Source organism: Microcoleus sp. Pol11C2, from assembly GCF_036701505.1.
Taxonomy (GTDB): domain Bacteria; phylum Cyanobacteriota; class Cyanobacteriia; order Cyanobacteriales; family Microcoleaceae; genus Microcoleus.
Genome location: NZ_JAUBQX010000031.1, coordinates 40,538 through 61,569, shown reverse-complemented (window position 1 = coordinate 61,569; position 21,032 = coordinate 40,538). Strand labels below are relative to the sequence as shown.

Below are 21,032 nucleotides of genomic sequence, written 5' to 3'. Positions count from 1 at the left end.
ATCTTTGGGGCGGGCAAGATGCCCACCTCACAAGAAATCAAAGTTCTTGTGAGGTGGGCATCTTACCTGTAAGTCTTGTGGAACAGGCCGGAAAGCCTGTTACTGACATTGGTGTCTGATGTAAGCTCGATCGCACTTCCAAAATTTCTGATCGCCAAATCTGGCAAAATCTTAATAGTTTTACGATTCGCCGTTGAAATTTCTCTCTCCCAGCATGAAAACTCTCAAGTGGCCAGCTTGGTTCCCCTATCCGATTTCGTGGTTAAGGGCATTTGCTCTCGCTCAGAGTTTTAGTTTTGTCCTTCGCAGGGGCATTCCTTTTGTCAGCGACGATATCGGCTTTCTGACTCTACTGCTGGCGGCTTGGCTGATTCAGTTGCCTGTGTTTTTTGTTTTTCATTTGTTCGCCGTCAAAATCTTAAATCCCTTACTAATTATGCTGCCGGGGCGCTTTCGCGTTGCGCGCAAGTTCAAGCGCCGGCACACTGGTATTCGATCGCACTTGCGAGAAGGCTTGAATGCTGTTGTAGTGATTTTTTTTGCATTTAATCTGTCGCTGTTGGTGCAACTTGCGATTTATTATTGGCCAGCGCGATCGATCGATCCGGCTCAGTTACTAACAGGAATATCTACTCTGACAAATGTTGCGGTAGCCGGTGAATTAGATTTCTGGCTGATTAAATTGGCGGGGGTTTTATCGAGTCTAACGCTGGTAGCCGCCCCCCTATATCAATACGATTTTCGGGTGCGCCGGATGCGGGCGGCTCGAAAATTAGCCGAATTTGCGGAAATGGAAATGACCTTGCTGGAAGCTGAGAAATTGAGCCGTCGAAAAAGAGGTTTGCTGAGGGGATCGGAGATTCAAATCCTCGGATTTATACTTTTAATCGGCGCTGTGATTGGCGGCGGTGTTTTTTTGGTTGACAGTTGGCGGGGAAATCAGCAGTTGTCGCAGTCGGTAAGCGGGGTGAGAAAATTCCCGCCGCTGGCTATGAAAACGGGCGATCCTTATATTCGGGCCTTGATGCGAACTATTTCTGCTAGCGAGTCGAATGTTTCTCGGCCTTATCACGTGGTTTACGGTGGCAAATATATATTAGATTTGAGCCGGCATCCTGACTGGTGCGTGAAGATTGTTAATGGCCCGAATCGAGGCAAGTGTACTACCGCTGCGGGCAGGTATCAATTTCTGACTACGACTTGGAAGGAGAAGGCTAAGCGCTATCAGGCCCGTCGTGCTAATTTTTTATTTTGGGAAGATTACAGTTTTGAACCAGAAGATCAGGATGCTGTGGTTTATGCTTGGTTGAGCGATCGCAAGTTTTGGAAAGCTGATATTTCTGAGATGTTGCGGCAGGAAAGATTAACGGACGTATTGCGGATGCTTTCGGGAACTTGGACGAGTTTGGGATATGGAATTGAGAACAATTCTATGAGTTCTCGTTTGCCGAAAGTTTACCGGGAAATGCTGCGGGAAGAATTGGAAAATGCTGGTGCTTAGGGAGTTAAATGTTGGCTGTTGACAGTTGACTGTTGACGGTTGACTGTTAACGAATGTTGTTGGTCATTAACAAGCCAAAGCGATTAAAAAATAACCACTAATAAGTAACGAATAACTAATCTTTCAAGTTAAGTAAAAATGCTGTCAAACATTTGTACAATTCTAATCCCGGTCCAGCTTGCAGGGGATAAAGCCTGTCGAAATTAATGGGGTTTCCCGGTGCTAATTTCCACTCGGTTTGCTGTGCTGTTTTTGGGGAAATTTCGATCGCTACCGTGATGTTAATAATGTTGTTGTGCTGGGGGATGCCACGGAAGCAGTAACTTTTGCCCGTGCGTTTGTCTGAATCGCTGCCGGTGATGTATCTGTCTTGTTTGCGAAATTGAATTTCTCTGAAAGGTCGATCGATCGCAAAGGAGTCTCGGTAGCGGTAGTCTCCGTCGCGCAAGATTTCGACAGTCGGCTTGATTTGACTTATCACTGTTACTGGACTAAGAGTTAGCATCATTGATCCGCGTTCCTCCTGTGAAATCGGTGATTTTGGTTGCTGGTGTCTGAGTCTCTGTGGGCGATCGGCTTAAACAAACGCGCCGTGTAACAAATTAATAAAAGTTGTGATGCAGTTTAAGTTGAGCCCTAGCTATCGTGAATAATTATTTCATGCTTTTATCTCTGTTACCTATCTGAGTAATAATAGAAATATTTAGCCAGCCATGAAAATTTTTACGGGCCCCTATTAGGGATTAATTGACGATACTGCGAGGATACTGCTATTTTTTGCGTGACCCGAGAAACAAAAAATTTAGGGCGGGTTGAAACCGGAAATTCCCAACGGGGAGGCTCTTTCACCTCTGCGTCTAAAAGTACCCGTATTCTCCGATCGCGAGTTTACAAAGATGAGGCTCTGGTGTCGGCAGCGCTAGCGGGACTGCCACCTCTTTTGGCATCCCTCGAAAGCTTTCGCGAGCAGTAGAACTTGGCATTTTCTATTGCTATATTTGGCGCGTGGATGTTTGTGATAGCGGCTGCAAACCGAGCAAGGCCTGTTTTGATTACACCTAAAATTCTCCTCGATTTGAGTAGAGTTTTGCTGTACTGAACTCTTCCGGGACGGAGAAACCTGGTTGTTTACACAAAAACATTTTTACAGCCCTTTGTTATGGTAGGAAAAATGGTATAAAAACCCGGTTTCTTGGTAGGTGTCCGTAAGTCTTGTGTTAACAAAATTTATTTGTGAGTGTCATCGGGTGTGACCGATGCCTCTACCTCTTGGGAGGAACGGCTTAACATAGAGTCGTGCAGGTGTTCGCTGTGCTGCCTTTCTTGAGCCATTAATTCTCTGGCTTTTTCTTCAGCAATTCCCTCCCCAGGTGTTTCTAGCTCGTGGGAGGAACGGTTGAGCATAGAGTCTTGCAAGTGTTCGCTATGCTGTCTTTCTCGTGCAATTAGTTGTCTAGCTTTTTCTTCGGTATTCATGAGTAGTTTCTCCAATTGTTTTTGAGAACTGATTCTTATATTAAGATGCCACAATTCGAGGGTAAATGTAGCAATTTTAACATAAAATTTTACAAAAAATTGTAGAAAAAATTGTAGAAAAAAATTCAGTCGGCTGGCGGTAGGTATCGGGATCGGTGGTTGCCGAGCTAATTATTGCCAGACACCGGAAAATATATTCTTGACTGCGATCGCAATTCGATTTAAGTCTTCCTTCAGCAGCGGTGGCCAAGAAACTCCTCTGCGGAGTCCAGCTTCAAATTGCTGCAAACCTTCTACTGACAGTAAATGCAGTGCCGAGATCAATTGTCGATCGAGCATTGGAGATTCTTGCAGCCCTTCAAACAATATTTTTAAAGCTAATAAAATCGATGTCACCTGTCCGGGTACGGGCGGTTGACCTTGTTTGAGACGCATCAGGAAGGCGTCGGGATTTTTCTTGGTTTCCAGGGCGGTTCCTTGGTCGATCAGAAAACTGCGGGCTGTTTTGTAATCCATTTGACGTGCGATCGATCTCCTGCAATTAATTAGCTGGCATTATATCACTTTTTGTCGCGCTCAATTTGGTAATATATTTCCATACAGCCTACACTACAGCTACTCGTGAGGTGCGCCCACAAGCAGGCTACAGCTACTGATTAGAGGCGTAGCATTCATCCCACAGTCGCCTTGAGCGAAGTGAAACGGACAGGAAAAAATAAAACAATGGCAAAACACCAAGGAAATAGCAGAAAATCCAAGATTTATCGCTACTTGTTGCTGCTTTTTTTGTGTCTGAGCTTTCTGTTAGTTCCGCTCATCAAAAAAATAGCTGCCGATACGCCATTCCCCCCACCCGCTCCTATTGAAAATAGTGCTACTTTTGGAGCGAGGATTCAAAGGACGATGGGGCTACTTGCAGCTAGCACTCCAACAGACCGCCGCCAAGTGCGTATCCTATTCTACGGTCAATCCATCACTCAGCAAGATTGGTGGCAAGATGTAGTGAAGGATTTGAGACAGCGATTCCCCAATGCAGATTTGATTGTGGAAAATCGGGCAATCGGAGGATTTGCCGCGCCGATTTTAATCCGTCCCAGCGAACACGATTTGTATCCTTTTTATCCTGACTTGCTAATTTTTCACGTCTACGGAGGCGGTGAAGATTACGAAGCCATAATTGCCAATGTCCGCAGCCGGACTGCTAGCGAAATACTCTTGCATTCAGACCACATCGACTGGATGCCAACAGGCAACAGCGACGATCCCAATTCAGTCAGCAGATACGAATGGCACAACACTCATTCTACTAAATTGCTGCCGGAGTTGGCAGATAAGTATGGCTGTGAAATCGCGGAAATTCGCGAACCTTGGCGCAGGTATTTGAAAGACAATCGCTTGCAGCCACAACAGCTATTGAGCGACAGCATTCACCTTAACGATTGGGGAAACTTTCTCCTAGCTGCTCTGATAAAACCGCATCTGCGATACAAGCCAAATTCTTCTCAACCGCCGCAGGATTTAGTGAAAACCTATACAGTTGGCAGGGATGTTAAGTGGCAAAATGGCAAGTTGGTTTTAGAATTTGAAGGAAATAGAATAGATGCGATCGCCGATAAAACCTTCAACGGCCAGGCAATTTCTGCTAAAATTGCGATCGACGGCAAAAAACCCTCAGAATTTCCTGAACTTTACAGCATCACCAGACCTAGCGCTAGCCTTGGCGTTCCTTGGCCCGCTATTCTCCAAGTATCCAGCCAAAAACCGCTAATCGTCGAAGATTGGAAAGCCGTAATTACTGAGATTAACAGCGACGCCAGCAAGTTTAAATTTGACGTTGTAGGTTCTAAAACAGGTTACGACGGCAGCGGTACAAACGACGAAATGTTTGTCTCAAACTCCGGCCGCATCGTGATTGAACCGAGAAACTGGTGGCTGAAAAATTCTTATGAATACTCTAAAAAACCAACGCCTAAAGGCTTTGAGATTTCCTGGCAGGTGCGACCAATGTTTGTGGATTCATACGTTCCTCCACAAATTGCAGATTCAAGCCGCGAGTATTCTACAACATTGGCTCAGAATTTGAGCAACTCCAAACACACCCTCGAAATCGTCCCCGAAACAGATGGGAAAGTGCCTATTGAGGCAATTCGAGTGTATCGCCCTCCTTTCTCCAATCTACCATCTAAAGTTGAGAGTCTTAAACCGCAGAACTCAGCGGATGAAAGCAAATAAACGCTGATGCAATTTGATCGGCGTTTATTTGCCTTCATCTGCGGCTCAAAAAATCTTCATGTTTATTTTATAGCAATCGCCTTGGCGGCGTAGGGCGTTGATGATTGTTCAAACCCTTAATATTTAAGCACCTTGACTCCTGCTATAATCGCCAAGATTATCAACTTCTAGGAATCCCCAACTCGTGAAACATCAACAGCGATAAACATAAATCCGCCACAAAAATCAACACCCAAGAAGTTACCACCGCCGCCGTGGCAGCTTGGCCTACTCCTTTCCCTCCGCCCACCGTCGTCAATCCCCAACCGCAACCGACAAGGGCAATTATTAACCCAAAAATAAAACTTTTAATCACCACAGTTACTAAATCCCAAGGCCCCAAAAAAGTCCGCACCGATTCCAAAAATACCGACGGTTCCAAATTATAAAAATGAACCGCTACAAATAGCCCGCCCAAAATCCCCACCGCTACCGAAAAAATTGTTAAAATCGGCAGCATGATGCAGCAAGCTATCACCCTCGGCACTACTAAATAATCAACCGGATTTGTTCTTAACATATACAGGGCGTCTATTTGTTCCGTCACCTGCATTTCTCCTATCTCCGCCGCAAAGGCCGAACCTACTTGTCCCGCCACCACGCCCGCCGTTAAAAGTGGTGCTAATTCGCCGCAAAATGCCACAGCAAACGCACCTCCCATCGCCCCAACCGCGCCAAAGCGCACCAATTCTCTGGCTGATTGAAATGTAAAAATCATGCCCCCAAAAAAGGCTATTAGCAGCACGGATCGGAAAGAATCCAGGCCTACTGTTACTAAATGTTCCATGATTTTGCGACGGTCAATTTTGCCTTGCAGTATGCGTAGCAGCACTTGGCCGCCCAGGAACAACGTCACGAAAAACCGCTGAAACCACCTGTTATTGAAAGTTTCATCTAAATGTCGATCGGGCTTTTCTTGGTCTTTTTTAACCAATGACTGAGGGTTCGCGATTAATTGCAAACAGGGCGAAGCACTGCCACCTACTGATTTTCGGCAATCCTACAGCAATTATTGCACGATTTGTCAACATATATTTTCAGTCGGCTTGCCCTGCAGTTGGTGCGCTATGCCATTTTAGACTTTAGATTGGCAGTGATTGGTTCTGTGGTAATCATCACTCATTTCCCAATCTAAAATCTAAAATCTCAAACCCTAGGACTACTCCGCAAGTAACAAGTCGATAAACTTATCCAACTCTTCATTATTCTTTTCGGCTTGAGCCTTGCCAATTCTCACCAGTGCCGATATCTTCTCTTCCGAGGCATCATCAATCGGCAGCGGGTCTTCTTCGTGGCTCAAATCTGGAGTAATTCTCAAATATTGATTGGGTCTTTCAACCGCATCATAAATTTGGATTAGTTGATAATTTACAGTTTCAGCAACTCCCGTCATCATGATATTAATCAAAGGCTGAACCCACTCAACTTGACCCCAATTTTTCGCTTCTTCGTAGGGAAATTTTTTCTGAGCTTCTCCTGTCCCCAGCGATAAAATTACCATATCTTTTGCTGTCGGGCCTTTATCATGGCGATCGTCGGGAATTCTGAATTTATTTCTAACTTCTGCATAGGCACAAAGTGCGGGATTGTTTGCGAAAACTCCCCCGTCAATTAAAGCGTAGGATTCGTTGGTCAAAGAGCGGATTTTGGTAGGTTCAAAGAAAGTGGGAGCTGCAGATGTGGCTCTGGCGATATCTCTAATCAAATAGTCTTCGGCTGGATATTCTTTAGCATCTATTTGATCAAAAAAGTGAGCTTTTCTCCTTTCGATGTCGTAACTGGAGATTAAACAAGGTTTCAGGAGTTGGCTGAGTTGGTAATCTCCAAAGTTTTCCAAAAAGAATTGTTCTAAGCGCTCGCCGGGATATTTCTCATCTATCCAACCGTCTATAGATCTGAGTTTTTGCCACAACGAACTCTTAAAAACGTCGCGGCCGCTCTCAATCGAAAAATTAAGAGCATCTTCGGCCGACCACCGAGGTCGGGTGGGATTTTTGGCGTCAGGATACAAATAGATGCAAGTTAAAATTCCTCCCGCACTTGTGCCCGCGATTAAATCAAAATAGTCAGCTATTCTCGCCTCCGGGTTGCCGCTTTTTTGTTGCAGCATTGACTCAATGCTAACTACAACTTGCGCCGGAATAATCCCTCTAATTCCCCCTCCATCTATGGATAAAATTCTGGTATATTTAGCCATTTTTGTTGCCTATTCTAGATGTTTGCTCGTTTCCTAATCTCAAATTCCCCAGCCTCCGAATTCATGCACCGCTCAATCTCAGCTCTCCCATCTCAAATCTAAATTTAATTGGCGGGCTGCGATCGTATAGCGAAAAATGTATTCTACAATTTCTACGTAATTGTAAGCGGCGGCTGGCGAATCTGCCCAGACTGTGATGCCGTGATCGCGAATTAACAAAGCGGGTACAGAGGGCGCACAAATGGCAAAGAATTCGCAAATTTCCTTGGCTATCTTAGGGACTTCTAAATAATTTGTAAAGAGGGGTATCGACACTTGCGGGTTTTCCTCCCACACCCCCAAACCTTTCAGAATTTCGATCGCGGGTAAAGGCACTGCATCTCCTGCTGTTAGCCGAGAAACTAAATTTGCCTCGATGGAGTGGACGTGATAGCAAGCTTTAGCGTCTGGAAAACAATTGTAAACGGCTAAATGAATGCTGGTTTCGGCTGAAGGGCGGCTGTCGGGAACAGGTTTCTCGACAATTGCGCCGTCTGAGTTCATTCTGATAAAATCTTGTTCAGTTAATTGCCCTTTGGCGCGGCCGCTAGCAGTAATCCAAAAACTGCCATCTGGCAAGCGGGCTGAAAGATTGCCAGCAGTCCCAACCATCCAACCGCGATCGTAAAAATGTTTGGCTGCTGCAATTAAATCCGATCTCAAATCGCCACTCATTTTTTATAAATCCTCAGTTTTTTATCTACTTTTTAGGTTAATAGTGAAATTTTGTACTATTTTCAAGAACAGGCAAGATGCCTGTTCCACAAAGAGTAATTTTTTTGTGGGTTGAACACTTCTTCGCCCGCCCGTAATAGGCTTATTGACAATAGTAGTCGGGGGTTTATGTAAACCTAGGCTGGGTACTGCCCACTTTACCAATACACATATAGCCTTTGTTGAGAAAGGCTATAGTTTCAATTCCATTTCTGGGACAAACTTTCCAACACATCAAAAAAATTATCCCATTTAGTATAAGGCTTTTGCTGTTCGTCTAGATACTGGGCAAGCCGATCGCGCGCAAACACCGACGAAGCCTGCAAAGCCATATTAAAATCCGTCAGCGAATCTCCAATCGCCACCTGTTCTTCGGCCGGATGCTGCGCCATCACCCGCACCTTAGCCACCAATTCCTCATCTCCTTCCAACTCAGAATTGACTTGCAACCGAGGGCCGCTAGCGTCCACATCCACAGCGTAAATAACGCTCGCCCGGTGTACCAAATCGCCCATTACCGTCTCTACCATAATCCGAAGACCGCCGGACACGATCGCAAAATCTACCTTTTTCTCATCCAAAAAATCCAGCAATTCCAACAATCCCGGCCGCATCAGCCTTCCCCTAGAAAATTCCACAATTTCCCCGTAACATTCAGAGGGAATAGACTCTAGTAACTGCCGCACTCCCGATCGCAAACTCAGCCTTCTAGCGTATATTTCAGGCATTAGTTGAGACGACAATTCCGGTGCGAAATGCTTGAGCATTGCCACAAAAGTTTCTTCCACAGTTATCGTGCCGTCAAAGTCGCAGAATACCACCCGTTGCTGATTGTTCGGGATTGAAGATTTTTGCTTGTCATCGGTCATTGTCAGTCGCACCTTTCGAGAACGGGAAAAATTTACACAATTCATCGTACACTGTCGAGCGAACGAGCGCGACGCCCCGAAACTAATAGTGACGCGCTGTTTGTTGGCAATTTCCCGCAGGATTTTATGCAGATTCTTCGAGAGAATCTTCATCTTCCAGGGAATCTTCATCTTCCAGGGAATCTTCATCTTCCAGGGAATCTTCCAGAGAATCTTCCAGGGAATCTTCTAAGTCCTGCTGTTGGTTTTTTGTCTTTTGGGGGTTAGACTTAGCCGGCAAACAGATTAAATTATCATCCTCAGTATTAATCAAACCTTTTGATCGCAACTTACCCATCAGGCGCGTCACAGTCACCCGCGTTGACCCGATCGCGCTGCCAATTTGAGCGTGAGTCAAGGCCCAAGGCAGCCGGTAGCCCCGAACCACATCCGGTTCGCCCTCACCTACGTAAGGTTCGCCGAACTCCTCGATCAACAAAGTGAGAAATCCCAACAGTCGGTCGATCGTCCGGCGCTGTCCCAAAGTGCTCAGCCAGAGAAGTTTCCGCTGGTGCTGGTAGCGAAACGCATCCAAAATTTCCCTACGAAAGTGAGGCCAATTATCCAAGTCGTGCCAGTACATCCACACTACGTGAGTTTGATCGGCATGAGCGTAAGCTTGGAGAGTAAAAGGAGACTGAGCAACCAGTTCAAAGGGCTGTCCAGCGCCGACGAAGCCCAAAAAAGCTTCTTCTGTAGTTTTTTCAGCGGATTTTGACTTCGCCGCAGCAGCGCTAACTTGAGCGCTGCCTACGAGCCGCACAGAACCTTTCTGAACTAAATACAGCAGTCCGGGTCTTGCGGGAATCCGCTCGTCTTTGCTAAAAGTGCGGCAGCGGTAGTGTTCCTGGGCCCAGTCGATAATTCGCTGCCAAGTGATAAAAGGTCGATCGATAGTCTCTAGAGGTGTGGAAGTTGATTGCATAAGTGAGGCTCTGGGATATATTTAATAGTGAGAAAAACAGCTTCTGCCAGCAGTGCGATACAAAGTGAGACAACCAACCCCCGATCAAGCTTGCACGCTTCTTAACTATGCTGACTTTTCTGTGTTTTACCGAAACATTTAATGTAGCAAAAAATACATTAAAATGGTATAGTTCAGCAAAAAATTTGTCGTAAATTATTGTATAGTTAGCCCCAAAATCGCTAGAAAGCCGATTAATTCGATTTAGCCCCGTCCGGGGGAGGCGATCGACTATCCCTGACATCCGCAGTTTAACGTACAAGAAAAGTGCAAGCGGTCACAGTTGATCGTTGCTTTTACGGTAGGATGAGCCGATATGGATACAGCAAAGATCTCACAGTGCCCGGAAGTTACAGTGAAGTGTTTCTTGCTTTCAATGTTCCAAAGCGCGATCGCCCAGCAGGGAACACTGGCCCAAATTCCGTTAAATCCCATAGGTGGCAGCCTTTTCAAGAACAGGCAAGATGCCTGTTCCACAAAGAGTGAATTTGATTGTGGCGTGGGCATCCTGCCCGCCCATAACAAGCTTATTGAGAAGGGTGCAATATTTCCGTTAAATCGAAGTAAAGATAGCGCGCGGGTGCTGTACGTGTCTGCGATCGCCCTGAAATTGGCTAAAACTTGGCAGCAGACACCGCAGACAATCGCCGCCGAGTTGGCCGAAACACTCGAACCGCTGTGCTACCCAGATTTCGCCGTTAAAGTAGCGCCGGGGGGAATGATCGAGATGGAGTTGACTGATGCAGGTTTAGCAGTCTGGTTGCAGCGTTTAGCTCAAACGAACCTTCCAGTTTCAGGATCTAAAATATTAGATTCTGTTGTGTGTGCCGATCGACTGTTTCCCATTCAATACAGCCACGCGCGCTGCTGTTCCCTGCTGCGAATGGCCCACCGCGATCGGATAATTGCGATCGCCCAGCCCGATGTCACTACAGCGCCGGAAATTTGGTCGCTGGCGAGTCCAAATCCTATCCCTTGGATTGACGAGGGCGATCGACTGCGGTTAGTGCATCCAGCAGAACGCCGTTTAATATCGCAACTGTTAACAGTGCTAGACAATTTATATCCTACTTTTGAGGTGAAAAACCGCGAAAAACCTGTTAATTATTTCAAATTAGCCAATAGTTTGAGCGAAGCCTTTCAGATTTTTTACAGCCAGTGCCGAATTTGGGGAGAAGTTAAAATAGAACAGCCAAAACTCGCCCAAGCGCGATTAGGTTTAATATTTGCAACTCAATCTTTGCTGCGATTTATACTAGAAAATTTGTTTAACGCTCTTGCTCCTTTAGAACTTTGATTGGGTTCTCATTTTTAGCAACCTTTATTCATAATAAAAGGTGGGTTCCCGAAAGTTACCTTGACTTCTTCCATCTGAAAAGCTCTCTATTTTATAGGGTTCATCCTGAAGAATTCAGTAACCTACTATCGCAGAAAAAAAAATATAAAAACTTAGCTATTTATATAATTATTATTAATATTTCGGTAATTTGGGCATTCTTATTTTTTATAATTTATTTAAGTAATCTTTCTTTTGGCTTTTGAGAGAAATGATTTTTAGCTTGCATCTATGGCTGTGCTCCTTAAAATACTTAACCTTATATTATACAATTAAGCTGCGTAGCATCTCATCTATTAGCTATCCAGTATGCTCGAAACACAAGAAGAAGATTACAGCTTAGTAGGAACGAATCCTCTCCCTCTTCAGGAAATCCAAGAGGATATAGCCTTACCAGAGACGGTACTTCTGACCAATCCGCCTCTAAAATTTTCCAAACCGGAAACTCGGTTAAGCCTCAGATCACTAACTTTGGAGAGTGTCTTCGCTACGCTTTTTTACAGCATCATCGGCGGCGCGTTGCTCAGTAATTTCTTGCTGGATTTAGGAGCTGGCCCAGTCGAAATTGGTATGCTCGCCTCCATTCCTCAACTGGTAAATCTGCTCCAACCGTTCGGAGCTTATATAGGAGACCGACTGCCGAGCCGCCACTGGTATTCCATCTGGATTTTCGGACTGTCGCGACTGCTGTGGCTGATTATCGTGCCAGCCATTTGGTTGGGAGGCTCATTTCAGCTCGCTGGACATCAGCTAGTGCAGTTGACATTGGCAATCATCTGGGTAACTCAAGTCTTAGAATCTTTAGGTCGTGCTTCCTTCTTGAGCTGGTTGGCGGTTTTAGTACCTCAGCGGTTGCGCGGGCGGTATTTTGGGTTTCGCAATAGTGCTGTCAGCTTGACGAATCTCATTGGTGTGCCGTTGCTGGCTCTAGTGGTATCGAACTGGCCCGGTGGAAGGCTCCAAGGTTACAGTGCCATCTTGGTTTTAGGAATTGTGCTTGGCATCATCAGTCTAGGTTGTCAGTTCTTTATGACCGATGTGAACCCAAAGCTTGTACACGTCACGCATTCAGATAGAGGCGAAAAATCATCCATAGGGACAATTTTTAGCTTTCTCAAGGAACCCAATTTTTTAAAGTTTTTGCTTTACTCTGCTCTATGGAGCTTTGCCGTTAACGTCAGCGCTCCCTTCTTTAACCTCTATCTGCTGGATAACCTAAGTATAGATGTCAGTGTGGTAACGCTCTACAACAGCTTAGGAGCGGGTGCTAACTTACTGCTGCTGGTTTTTTGGGGCAAACTGGCTGACCGGGTTGGGAACCGCCCGATCATGATAATAGTGGGAATCTTGGTGGCTCTGACCCCTCTGCTCTGGCTAGAAGCTGGAACGGCTCCAATTTTTATATGGGTGTGGTTCCCGCTCTTGCACATCATCGGCGGTGCCACGTGGGCGGCGATCGACCTGTGCAGTGGTAATCTGATGATGTCGGTGGCACCACTACGTAATCAGTCCCTTTACTTTGCGATAGCGGCGGCGGTTCCTGGTGTCACTGGGGCAATGGGAATCACCCTTGGTGGCTTTATCGCCACTTTGACTAATCTCGGTGGCTTGCCAGGGGTGTTTGCCCTCTCAGCCGTCTTACGAGTGGCGGCTCTCCTGCCCTTGGTTTTTGTTGGCGAGCAGCGTTCTGTGTCTTTGGGTAAGTTTTGGCTGCTCTTGTTGCCAGCTTGGTGGAGAAAAGTGCCAATTGAACCTGGAAACATCAGGTTTCAACCATTAATAGTTGAACAGTTGGACTCTGGGCCAGAAAGCTCAGGCGATCGGTCTTCAACTCTTGATTGATTGTAGTCCGACAATAATTCAGAAAAGAGTTGATTAACCATTTTTAAAGTGTTAAAATCCTCATCATATCATCTAAGATGTGACGGCTGTTGGATCGCTTTTTTTCAGAAATATAAAGTCGGGCAATTCGGGATAAGTTTTGTATAGCATCTAATTATTTTTGGGTGCCTTCAACATTTTTTATGAGGGCGATCGTTCGTCGCAGCTCGATCGCCAATTCTCACGCTCGTCAATCGCTCCTAGAACGACGATGCTCAATTTAATCACTTGACGAGCGGCTGTTAAGGGTTCTTCAAATTCTGGGATTGTAAAATAGCGAGAGTTTTATTCAGTTTTTTGAGGATAAATCTCATGGTCACACTACCACGTATAGCCTCACCCAAGCGTCAAATTAATCTATGAAAATCCTAAGATAATGCCTGCATCTAGTTTAAGGCGTTGCAGGCGAGATTTGCTTTTTTCCAGGTTTTGCGATCGGCAGCGTTACTGTAAAGGTACTGCCGACGCCTTCTTCACTGTTCACAGTAATTTCGCCACCGTGCAAGTCCACGCATTTTTTAACAATGCTCAGCCCCAGTCCAGTACCGGGAATTCGACCGACATTTTTAGCCCGGTAAAATGAATTAAACAACCGTTCTTGGTCGGCGACAGGTATGCCAATTCCTGCATCCTGTACCGAAAAAATAGCCTCGGTTTCAGTAAGTTTTAATTCAAAGATTACTTCAGTCTTTGGGGGAGAATACTTAATAGCATTGGACAGCAAATTGCCCAGAATTCGCCGGAGTAAGCTTACCTCCAAACACGCCATCGCCGATTGACTGTGATTGACAAAAATCAGCGTTACCCGCTCACTTTCAGGTTTCAACTTCAGGCTGTTATGAAATTCCCCTACCAACTCATTACAAAACTTTGCTAAATCTATGGGTAGCAAGGAAAAGCCTGTTTTTCCTGACTCAACACGCCCCAGCAGCAGCACATCATCTAATAACAAATCTATGCCTTTTGCGGCTGCTTGAGTTTTGTCTAGAAGTTCTTGTGTTTTCTCATCTGTTAATGTCAACTTGTACTTGCTAAGAAGTTGTGTAGTGCCGATGATGAAATTCAAAGGATTGCGAACGTCGTGGGCAATCATGTACAGCAAAGATGTTTTCATCTCGTTGAGTTCTTGGGCTGTTTGCAGAGTGCGATCGAGCTGGTCGTGAGACAATTTGAGAGTTAAAGACAACTGGCGCGATCGCAGCAAAATCTCCACGCGCGCTTGCAATTCTATCTTCTCGATCGGAGCGATAATCAAATCGTCAATACTTTGCCAAATAAATTGCGTTGCCATCCCTACATCCGAGCGGGATGTAATCAAAAGAAAAGGCAAGCATACCGGGTGTTCTGCCTGTTTTTGGGCTGCCACCCATTGCCAGTGGCGTTTCAGGGCAAGACCGTCAATTATCGCCAGGTCAAAAGATTGATTAAATGGTAAAAAATCCTCACTATTTTCTGTTGAGTTTGGCAACAATACCTCATAGTAAACTGCTAGCCATTCTAATAACAGGCGGCGATTTTCTTTCTGTTCGACAAGCAATAAAATTTGGCTCACGCAACTTCTCCTAGCAAGCTGTGAACAATTCCCAGCAAATCTCTAATGATCAAAGGTTTTACTAACATATTCCGAGCACCGTGGCAGAGGCTTTCGTGCTGAATGGCAGCGCTTTGTTTCGGCGAGAGTATCAGAAAAGGGATTTGGTGATTTCGCAGTTTTTCGCAGCACTCCCAAATGCGGCGGTCGAAACCAGAAATATCTACTAAAGCCATACCGATCTTAGCAGGCTGACTGATAGCTTGTGCAACATCTTCAAAGCTATAAGCCGCGATCATCTGGTATCCTTCTTTGTTGAGAAATTGTGCTAATAGTTCCAAGTTTCTGTGATTGCGGTCTACCGCTAAAATTATTGCGTTGTCAGTCATTTATCAGCTTCCTATGAATACGGATTATACTATTTTAGATTTGATATTAAAGAATTGAAGAATTGAGCATGAGTGATTATATATGGGTTTGGAGCTTTCCTAAAGTTGGATTCTTTTTTGAATCGGGTATTAGCTTACTTGTCGGGGAGCTATTACATCAGTTTTCAGTGGAGTGAAGTACAGATGCTCGGGCACAGGATACGGCCCCGTGCCCCGTGCCGATACTGTATTTCAGAGAATTGAAAACTGCTATAAAAGTCGGAAAATACACAATTTTACCAATATATTTAAGTTTGGCAGGAATTAGGCTAGTGGTGAGGTGCGCGAGGCGCACCCTACTGATTAGTAGATTCACGACTGCCTTCATTAGCTGCAATTGCCCAAAAACAGCACGACAAACCCCGATTCAATCTTCATCGGCTTCCTCCTCAATCCACACCGGCGCCGAACTCAAAATGCCGCGCAGCCCCCGTATCGGTTTGCTGACTTTGATGCCGTAGCGAGTAATCTCGAGTTCTCGCAGAGTTCTCTCGAAATTGCTGACTCGCTTTTTAATTACTCCGATCGCCTTGCGGATTTCTGTCCTATTATGCAGTTGGCGCTCCAGATAACGTATAAACAGAAGATTATCCGCCAAATAGCTAATCCCGATCTCGGTCAGCCGAAAATCTCCGCTAATGGCTTCTACCTCATTAATCAAGATAACGGTGACTCCCATATTCTTCAGATACTTACACAAAGCGTGCAAATTGTTCACCAAATCTTGCCCCTGCATCGAAAGCTGATAGCCAGAAATACTGTCAAGCATCACAATCCGCGTCTTTTCCTGCTCCACCTGCTGGCGTACCATACAGGCAAACTGATCCGGCGAGTACAGCAAAGGTTCCACGGGTATCACGGAAAGACTTCCTTGCCCAATCATTGCGTCAACCGGGATGTTAACTGATTGGCAGCGCTGCAGCAGAGTAGAACTTGACTCCTCAAAAATGTAAACTACCGATCGCTCCCCCCTTCCTGCTGCTTCCTTCATAAACTGAATCCCCACCGTCGTTTTACCCACGCCGCTAGGCCCGCTAATCACCGTCACAGTCCCGCGTTCCAGTCCCCCGTGCAGTAGTTCGTCGATTTCTGGAACCCCAGCAGAAATCGCTTCAGCAACAAAATCCTGTTGATAGTTGTCCGGAAGCAGTCGCGGAAATACCTCCATACCAGCCTCAGTCAGGCGCAGCGAATGGCGGCCGCTGCGGAAGTTGGAGCCTCGCAGCTTGGTAACAGATAGAGTGCGTCCTTCAGGGCGCAGTTCCAAGTAAATTACTCCGTCGCTGATGAATTGCAAATCGTCATCGGGAGCACTTGAAGTGCCTTCTGAGGTGAACACCACCGTCGCCCCCCCTTCCACCAAAAACCGCAGAAAAGACAAAACTTGCTTGCGAAACTGAAACTCATCCGCAGCTAAGTAGCGAAATTGAGTGATCGCGTCCAAAAACACCCGTTGTGGCTTGACAGCTTGGACTCGCTCGATAATCTTTTGTGTAGTCGGTTCTCGCTCAACCTCGGAGGGGGAGAAAATATCATAAGTCTGAACTTCTGTAAAAAATTCTGAGGATGGGCTCAAATCGAGGAACGCCATCGCTTCCATATCAAAACCGAGAGTTTCGGCATTGGCGCGCAATTGCGCTTCCGGTTCTCCTAAAGTAATAAACAGGGGCGTTTCTCCCTGAGCCACACCTGCAGCCAAAAAGTGAAAGCCCAGTGTAGTCTTGCCAGTACCCGGGCCGCCGCGCACCAGATAAGAGCGTTGAGAAATTAGGCCGCCGCCAATCACTTCGTTGAGACCGGTAATTCCCAGAGAAATTCGGTTTTGAGACATTTGTTTCTTCATGTTTTGAATATCGGGCCCGTATTAATATTTAATGGTTTTAGGCAGTGTTTTGATAATTTTTTTTACCGGGCGTCTGATAACCTTCATGAAATCTTTTTCTACCGAAAATTACGTTAGCACACAAGAATTAGAAAGTATTGTCGGCACTGCTGGGGTCTGTGTGCATCAGGACACAGAGGTATTTTGGCAAGAACGAGTAGAAAAAGCAGTTGCCCCGGGTACGAAAATAGATTGTACCGTTTACCCCAATACTCAGGAAGAACTGGCGGGGGTGATTGAAGCGGCTCGGAACAATCGGTGGGGGGTCTTGCCGACGGGAAGCGGCAGCAAACTCGATTGGGGGGGTTTACTTAAATTAGACCCCGCCAACCCCCCTGGGGCAGGGGGGCTCATGGCCGTCAGCACCGCGCGTCTGAACCGCCTTGTAGAACACGCTGTGGGCGATTTAACCGTGACTGCGGAAGCGGGAATGAAGTTTGCCGATTTGCAGCAAATTTTAGCCGCAGCAGGTCAATTTTTGCCGATCGATCCGGCGTATCCGCAACAGGCAACTTTGGGTGGCATTGTGGCTACTGCTGATGCGGGTTCCTTGCGGCATCGCTATCGCGGGGTTCGCGATTTGCTGTTGGGAATGACCTTTGTGCGATCGGACGGTAAAATTGCGGTAGCCGGGGGTCGAGTTGTTAAAAATGTCGCCGGTTACGACTTGATGAAACTGTTTACTGGTGCTTACGGCACATTGGGCGTCCTCAGTCAAGTAACTTTCCGAGTTTATCCGCTGCCTGAATCCTCGGGAACCGTAGTCCTGACAGGGGAAACTAATGCTTTGTCCCAAACGGCTCAAATCTTATTATCCTCTGCTTTGACACCAAGTGCCGTTGATTTGCTGTCATCTGAATTAGTCGCAAAATTAGGCTTAGGAAAGGGCACGGGATTAATCGTCAGATTTCAAAGTATCGCAGAAAGTGTTAAACAACAATCAGCCCGCTTACTGGAAGTTGCCGAAAAGTTGGGTCTGCAAGGCAGTAGCTGCTGCGAAAATGATGAGCATCAGTTATGGCAAAGATTGCCAGAAACAATGTGGGATTCTGGCACAAAGTCGGCAATTATTTGCAAAATAGGAATCAGACCGTCGGAAGCTGTAACCGCCATTAACGAATTGCCGGTACAGGACGCTTTGATTCATGCAGGCAGCGGTTTGGGGGTTTTGCGGTTTGAGGCTGCGACTGCGGCAACGCTGTTGCAGGTACGCAGAGGGTGCGAAGCCAAAGGTGGTTTTCTGACTGTTTTAGCAGCGCCGACCGACATCAAGCACCAGTTAGATGTTTGGGGCTATAATGGAAGTGCGATCGATTTAATGCGCCGGATTAAACAGCAGTTTGACCCGGAAAATATTTTGAGTCCCCATCGTTTTATAAGCGGTATTTAGTTTAAAGTTTGTAGTCAGGACTTGATTCGTTCAGAAATTATGTAAAAAGTGGTTTTACACGCTACTTATAGCGGCAAACTTCCCGTTGCAAACATACATATAAAGCTTCTGCATAAATTCCATTAAACAGATTAAAGTCCTTGCTACGAAGAAAAACACTTAGGTAATATATAATATGCAAACTTCAGAAAAATCTCCAGTTCCCAGCGACGATTTAAGACCGGCCAAAGAAAGCAATTTTCTAGCACAAAATCCCCACTTAGAAACCCTAGAAATCCCAGGTTTCGACGCTAATAATCCGCCAGACCCGAAATTAATCGATACTTGCGTACACTGCGGCTTTTGTTTGTCAACTTGTCCGAGTTATCGCGTACTTGGCAAAGAAATGGATTCCCCCAGAGGCCGCATTTATTTAATGGATGCAATTAATGAAGGCGACGCACCTTTAAACGAAGCAACCTCGCAGCATTTCGATACTTGTTTGGGCTGTTTGGCCTGCGTTACAACTTGCCCTTCTGGAGTTCAATACGACAAATTAATTTCCGCCACTCGCCACCAAGTTACTAGAAATCAGGAACGCACTTTTTCCGACAATGTAATTCGCACTCTGATTTTTAATCTCTTCCCTTATCCTCACAGATTGCGACCTTTGCTTGTACCCCTGTTTATCTATCAAAAATTAGGACTGCCAAAACTTGTCCGCAAAACAGGTTTGCTGAAAAAAGTATTTCCCCGCTTGGCGGCGATGGAATCAATTTTGCCGAAAGTTACTGTCGATTCTTTCCGGGATAATTTGCCCGAGGTAATTCCGGCACAAGGGGAGAAACGCTATCGAGTAGGCGTGATTTTAGGCTGCGTGCAGCGGCTGTTATTTTCGCCGGTTAATGAGGCTACTGTGCGAGTTTTAACGGCTAACGGTTGCGAGGTTGTGGTTCCTAAAAGTCAGGGATGCTGTGCTGCTTTGCCGGAACACCAAGGCCAAGCGGAACAGGCGAAAGCTTTGGCGAGACAAATGATTGATAGCTTTGAAAATACGGGTGTTGATTTTGTGATTATCAACGCTGCTGGGTGCGGTCATACTTTGAAAGAATACGGTCATATTTTAGCAGATGACCCTGATTATCGAGAGAAAGCTGAGAAATTTGCTGCTAATGTGAAGGACGTGCAAGAGTTTTTGGCAAGTGCGGGAATTACCGCGAAACTCAATCCTTTGATTGAGGGAGATTTGACAATTGTTTATCAGGATGCGTGTCATTTGTTGCACGGGCAAAAGATTAGTTTGCAGCCGCGTCAGTTGCTGCAACAAATTCCGGGGGTGAAGTTAAAAGAGCCTGTGGATGCGGCTTTGTGCTGCGGGAGTGCGGGGGTTTACAATATGCTTCAGCCGGAGATTGCTGATGAATTAGGAGTGCAAAAGGTGGAGAATTTGCTGAATACTGGCGCGGAGTTGATTGCTTCTTCTAATCCGGGTTGTTCTTTGCAGATTAAGAAGCATTTGGAGTTGCAGGGAAAGGAAGTTACTTTAATGCACCCTATTGAGCTTTTGGATTATTCGATTCGCGGGGTTAAGTTGCTGAGGAAGTAGTTTTGTAGGGCGGGCGGTGTCTGCCCTATTTTCGATGTGCTTTTTTGTGAATGAGATTTTTTACCGCAGAGGGCGCAGAGGGCGCAGAGGAAGAGATGAGAAAGAAGAAACAGAAAGAGGAATAAGCTATTCTATTGAGAAGTATCGATCGCACTTCTCATTCTTGCCACAAGCTAAAATTAAATTAAACAGTCCCTAACCCCGGACAACAGTTATGGTAACTCAACTCAAGTCTCCTCAAAAACCTGATGTAATTTACCCCGACAGCGACTGTCTACCCATGTCAGACAATACCAAACAATTTCGCTGGATACTCATCGTCTAACAAAATTTAGCGTGGCTTTTTGCCGATGACCCTAATGTATTTGTCGCGGGGGATTTGCTGTGGTATCCCGTCGAAGGAGATAACAAGATTCGCGTGGGCCCGGATGTGATGGTAGTCTTCGGCAGACCGAAAGGAGATATGGGTTCTTACAAGCAGTGGGAAGAAGAAAATATCGCGCCGCAAGTAGTGTTTGAAATTCTTTCTCCCGGTAACAGGCTAACAGAAATGAATAAAAAACAGGTATTTTACGATCGCCACGGGGTAGAGGAATATTACCTGTACGACCCGGAACGCAACGATTTCAGCGGTTGGATGCGTTCACAGGGGCGTTTGGACGTAATTGATGCGATCGAAAATTGGGTCAGTCCCCGACTGGGAATTCGCTTTGATTTGTCGGGTGAAGAGTTGCAAATTTATCGCCCTGATGGCGAACCGTTTACAAGTTATGAGGAGGTTTCTCGCAGCTTGGAACAAGCCGAACAGCGGGCAGAACAAGAACGACTGCGGGCATAAGAAGCCGAACAGCGGGCTGCTGTGCTAGCAGAAAGACTGCGATCGATGGGAATTGACCCGGAACAATTGTAAACTAGATGGGGGAAAAGAG

Annotated in this window: 18 protein-coding genes and 1 pseudogene; 7 read left to right on the top strand and 12 right to left on the bottom strand. The window is 45.9% G+C overall.

From position 1 onward, the window contains the following. Positions 1–214: 214 nt before the first annotated feature. Complete coding sequence (locus QUA42_RS17970) at positions 215–1,501, top strand: glycoside hydrolase family protein (RefSeq protein WP_333138769.1); 1,287 nt, start codon at positions 215–217, stop codon at positions 1,499–1,501. A gap of 115 nt (positions 1,502–1,616) precedes the next feature. On the opposite strand, the gene QUA42_RS17965 is transcribed toward QUA42_RS17970, so the two are convergent. The 4 genes from QUA42_RS17965 to QUA42_RS17950 all read right to left on the bottom strand — a co-directional run bounded on the left by QUA42_RS17965 (position 1,617) and on the right by QUA42_RS17950 (position 3,493). Further along, positions 1,617–2,009, bottom strand: coding sequence for a hypothetical protein (locus tag QUA42_RS17965; protein ID WP_333138767.1), 393 nt, complete (start codon positions 2,007–2,009; stop codon positions 1,617–1,619). 349 nt (positions 2,010–2,358) lie between these two features. Beyond that, positions 2,359–2,484 (bottom strand): hypothetical protein, encoded by a 126-nt coding sequence (locus QUA42_RS17960; protein WP_333138765.1) that lies wholly within the window; start codon positions 2,482–2,484, stop codon positions 2,359–2,361. A gap of 244 nt (positions 2,485–2,728) precedes the next feature. Beyond that, positions 2,729–2,977 carry a hypothetical protein gene (locus tag QUA42_RS17955; protein ID WP_333138763.1) on the bottom strand — a complete coding sequence of 83 codons (249 nt, stop codon included), beginning with the start codon at positions 2,975–2,977 and terminating at the stop codon, positions 2,729–2,731. A gap of 171 nt (positions 2,978–3,148) precedes the next feature. Beyond that, positions 3,149–3,493: a hypothetical protein gene (locus QUA42_RS17950; protein WP_015174589.1), complete on the bottom strand. Its 345-nt coding sequence runs from the start codon at positions 3,491–3,493 to the stop codon at positions 3,149–3,151. A gap of 207 nt (positions 3,494–3,700) precedes the next feature. Here QUA42_RS17950 and QUA42_RS17945 point away from each other — a divergent pair, with 207 nt between their 5' ends. Further along, positions 3,701–5,209: an SGNH/GDSL hydrolase family protein gene (locus QUA42_RS17945; RefSeq protein ID WP_333138761.1), complete on the top strand. Its 1,509-nt coding sequence runs from the start codon at positions 3,701–3,703 to the stop codon at positions 5,207–5,209. 160 nt (positions 5,210–5,369) lie between these two features. On the opposite strand, the gene QUA42_RS17940 is transcribed toward QUA42_RS17945, so the two are convergent. The 5 genes from QUA42_RS17940 to QUA42_RS17920 form a co-directional block, all read right to left on the bottom strand. Further along, the gene (locus QUA42_RS17940; protein ID WP_333138759.1) at positions 5,370–6,182 is read right to left on the bottom strand and encodes an MlaE family lipid ABC transporter permease subunit; all 813 of its coding nucleotides are present in this window, start codon (positions 6,180–6,182) and stop codon (positions 5,370–5,372) included. Positions 6,183–6,407: 225 nt separating this feature from the next. Further along, positions 6,408–7,445 carry a patatin-like phospholipase family protein gene (locus QUA42_RS17935; protein WP_333138757.1) on the bottom strand — a complete coding sequence of 346 codons (1,038 nt, stop codon included), beginning with the start codon at positions 7,443–7,445 and terminating at the stop codon, positions 6,408–6,410. Between the two features lie 78 nt (positions 7,446–7,523). Then, positions 7,524–8,159 carry a methylthioribulose 1-phosphate dehydratase gene (mtnB, locus tag QUA42_RS17930; protein ID WP_333138755.1) on the bottom strand — a complete coding sequence of 212 codons (636 nt, stop codon included), beginning with the start codon at positions 8,157–8,159 and terminating at the stop codon, positions 7,524–7,526. A 239-nt stretch (positions 8,160–8,398) separates the two neighbouring features. Further along, the gene (locus QUA42_RS17925) at positions 8,399–9,256 is read right to left on the bottom strand and encodes an HAD-IB family phosphatase (RefSeq protein ID WP_333138753.1); all 858 of its coding nucleotides are present in this window, start codon (positions 9,254–9,256) and stop codon (positions 8,399–8,401) included. After that, the gene (locus QUA42_RS17920) at positions 9,192–10,031 is read right to left on the bottom strand and encodes a Crp/Fnr family transcriptional regulator (protein WP_445301332.1); all 840 of its coding nucleotides are present in this window, start codon (positions 10,029–10,031) and stop codon (positions 9,192–9,194) included. The genes QUA42_RS17925 and QUA42_RS17920 overlap by 65 nt, the downstream gene beginning before the upstream one ends. Positions 10,032–10,386: 355 nt before the next feature. Here QUA42_RS17920 and QUA42_RS17915 point away from each other — a divergent pair, with 355 nt between their 5' ends. Further along, positions 10,387–11,367: a DALR anticodon-binding domain-containing protein gene (locus QUA42_RS17915; protein ID WP_333138751.1), complete on the top strand. Its 981-nt coding sequence runs from the start codon at positions 10,387–10,389 to the stop codon at positions 11,365–11,367. Positions 11,368–11,715: 348 nt separating this feature from the next. Further along, positions 11,716–13,248 (top strand): MFS transporter, encoded by a 1,533-nt coding sequence (locus QUA42_RS17910; RefSeq protein WP_333138749.1) that lies wholly within the window; start codon positions 11,716–11,718, stop codon positions 13,246–13,248. A 430-nt stretch (positions 13,249–13,678) separates the two neighbouring features. On the opposite strand, the gene QUA42_RS17905 is transcribed toward QUA42_RS17910, so the two are convergent. The 3 genes from QUA42_RS17905 to QUA42_RS17895 all read right to left on the bottom strand — a co-directional run bounded on the left by QUA42_RS17905 (position 13,679) and on the right by QUA42_RS17895 (position 17,077). Continuing rightward, positions 13,679–14,839 carry an ATP-binding protein gene (locus tag QUA42_RS17905; protein WP_333138747.1) on the bottom strand — a complete coding sequence of 387 codons (1,161 nt, stop codon included), beginning with the start codon at positions 14,837–14,839 and terminating at the stop codon, positions 13,679–13,681. After that, positions 14,836–15,207, bottom strand: coding sequence for a response regulator (locus QUA42_RS17900; RefSeq protein ID WP_333138745.1), 372 nt, complete (start codon positions 15,205–15,207; stop codon positions 14,836–14,838). The genes QUA42_RS17905 and QUA42_RS17900 overlap by 4 nt, the downstream gene beginning before the upstream one ends. Before the next feature lie 406 nt (positions 15,208–15,613). Then, positions 15,614–17,077, bottom strand: coding sequence for an ATPase domain-containing protein (locus QUA42_RS17895; protein WP_333138744.1), 1,464 nt, complete (start codon positions 17,075–17,077; stop codon positions 15,614–15,616). A gap of 97 nt (positions 17,078–17,174) precedes the next feature. Between QUA42_RS17895 and QUA42_RS17890 the strand changes: the two genes are divergently transcribed. The 3 genes and pseudogenes from QUA42_RS17890 to QUA42_RS17880 all read left to right on the top strand — a co-directional run bounded on the left by QUA42_RS17890 (position 17,175) and on the right by QUA42_RS17880 (position 21,013). Further along, positions 17,175–18,518, top strand: a complete 1,344-nt coding sequence (locus tag QUA42_RS17890) for an FAD-binding oxidoreductase (RefSeq protein WP_333138742.1) — start codon at positions 17,175–17,177, stop codon at positions 18,516–18,518. A 175-nt stretch (positions 18,519–18,693) separates the two neighbouring features. Then, positions 18,694–20,103, top strand: a complete 1,410-nt coding sequence (locus QUA42_RS17885) for a heterodisulfide reductase-related iron-sulfur binding cluster (RefSeq protein ID WP_333138740.1) — start codon at positions 18,694–18,696, stop codon at positions 20,101–20,103. Positions 20,104–20,317: 214 nt separating this feature from the next. After that, positions 20,318–21,013, top strand: a pseudogene (locus tag QUA42_RS17880) (Uma2 family endonuclease). Positions 21,014–21,032: the final 19 nt, after the last annotated feature.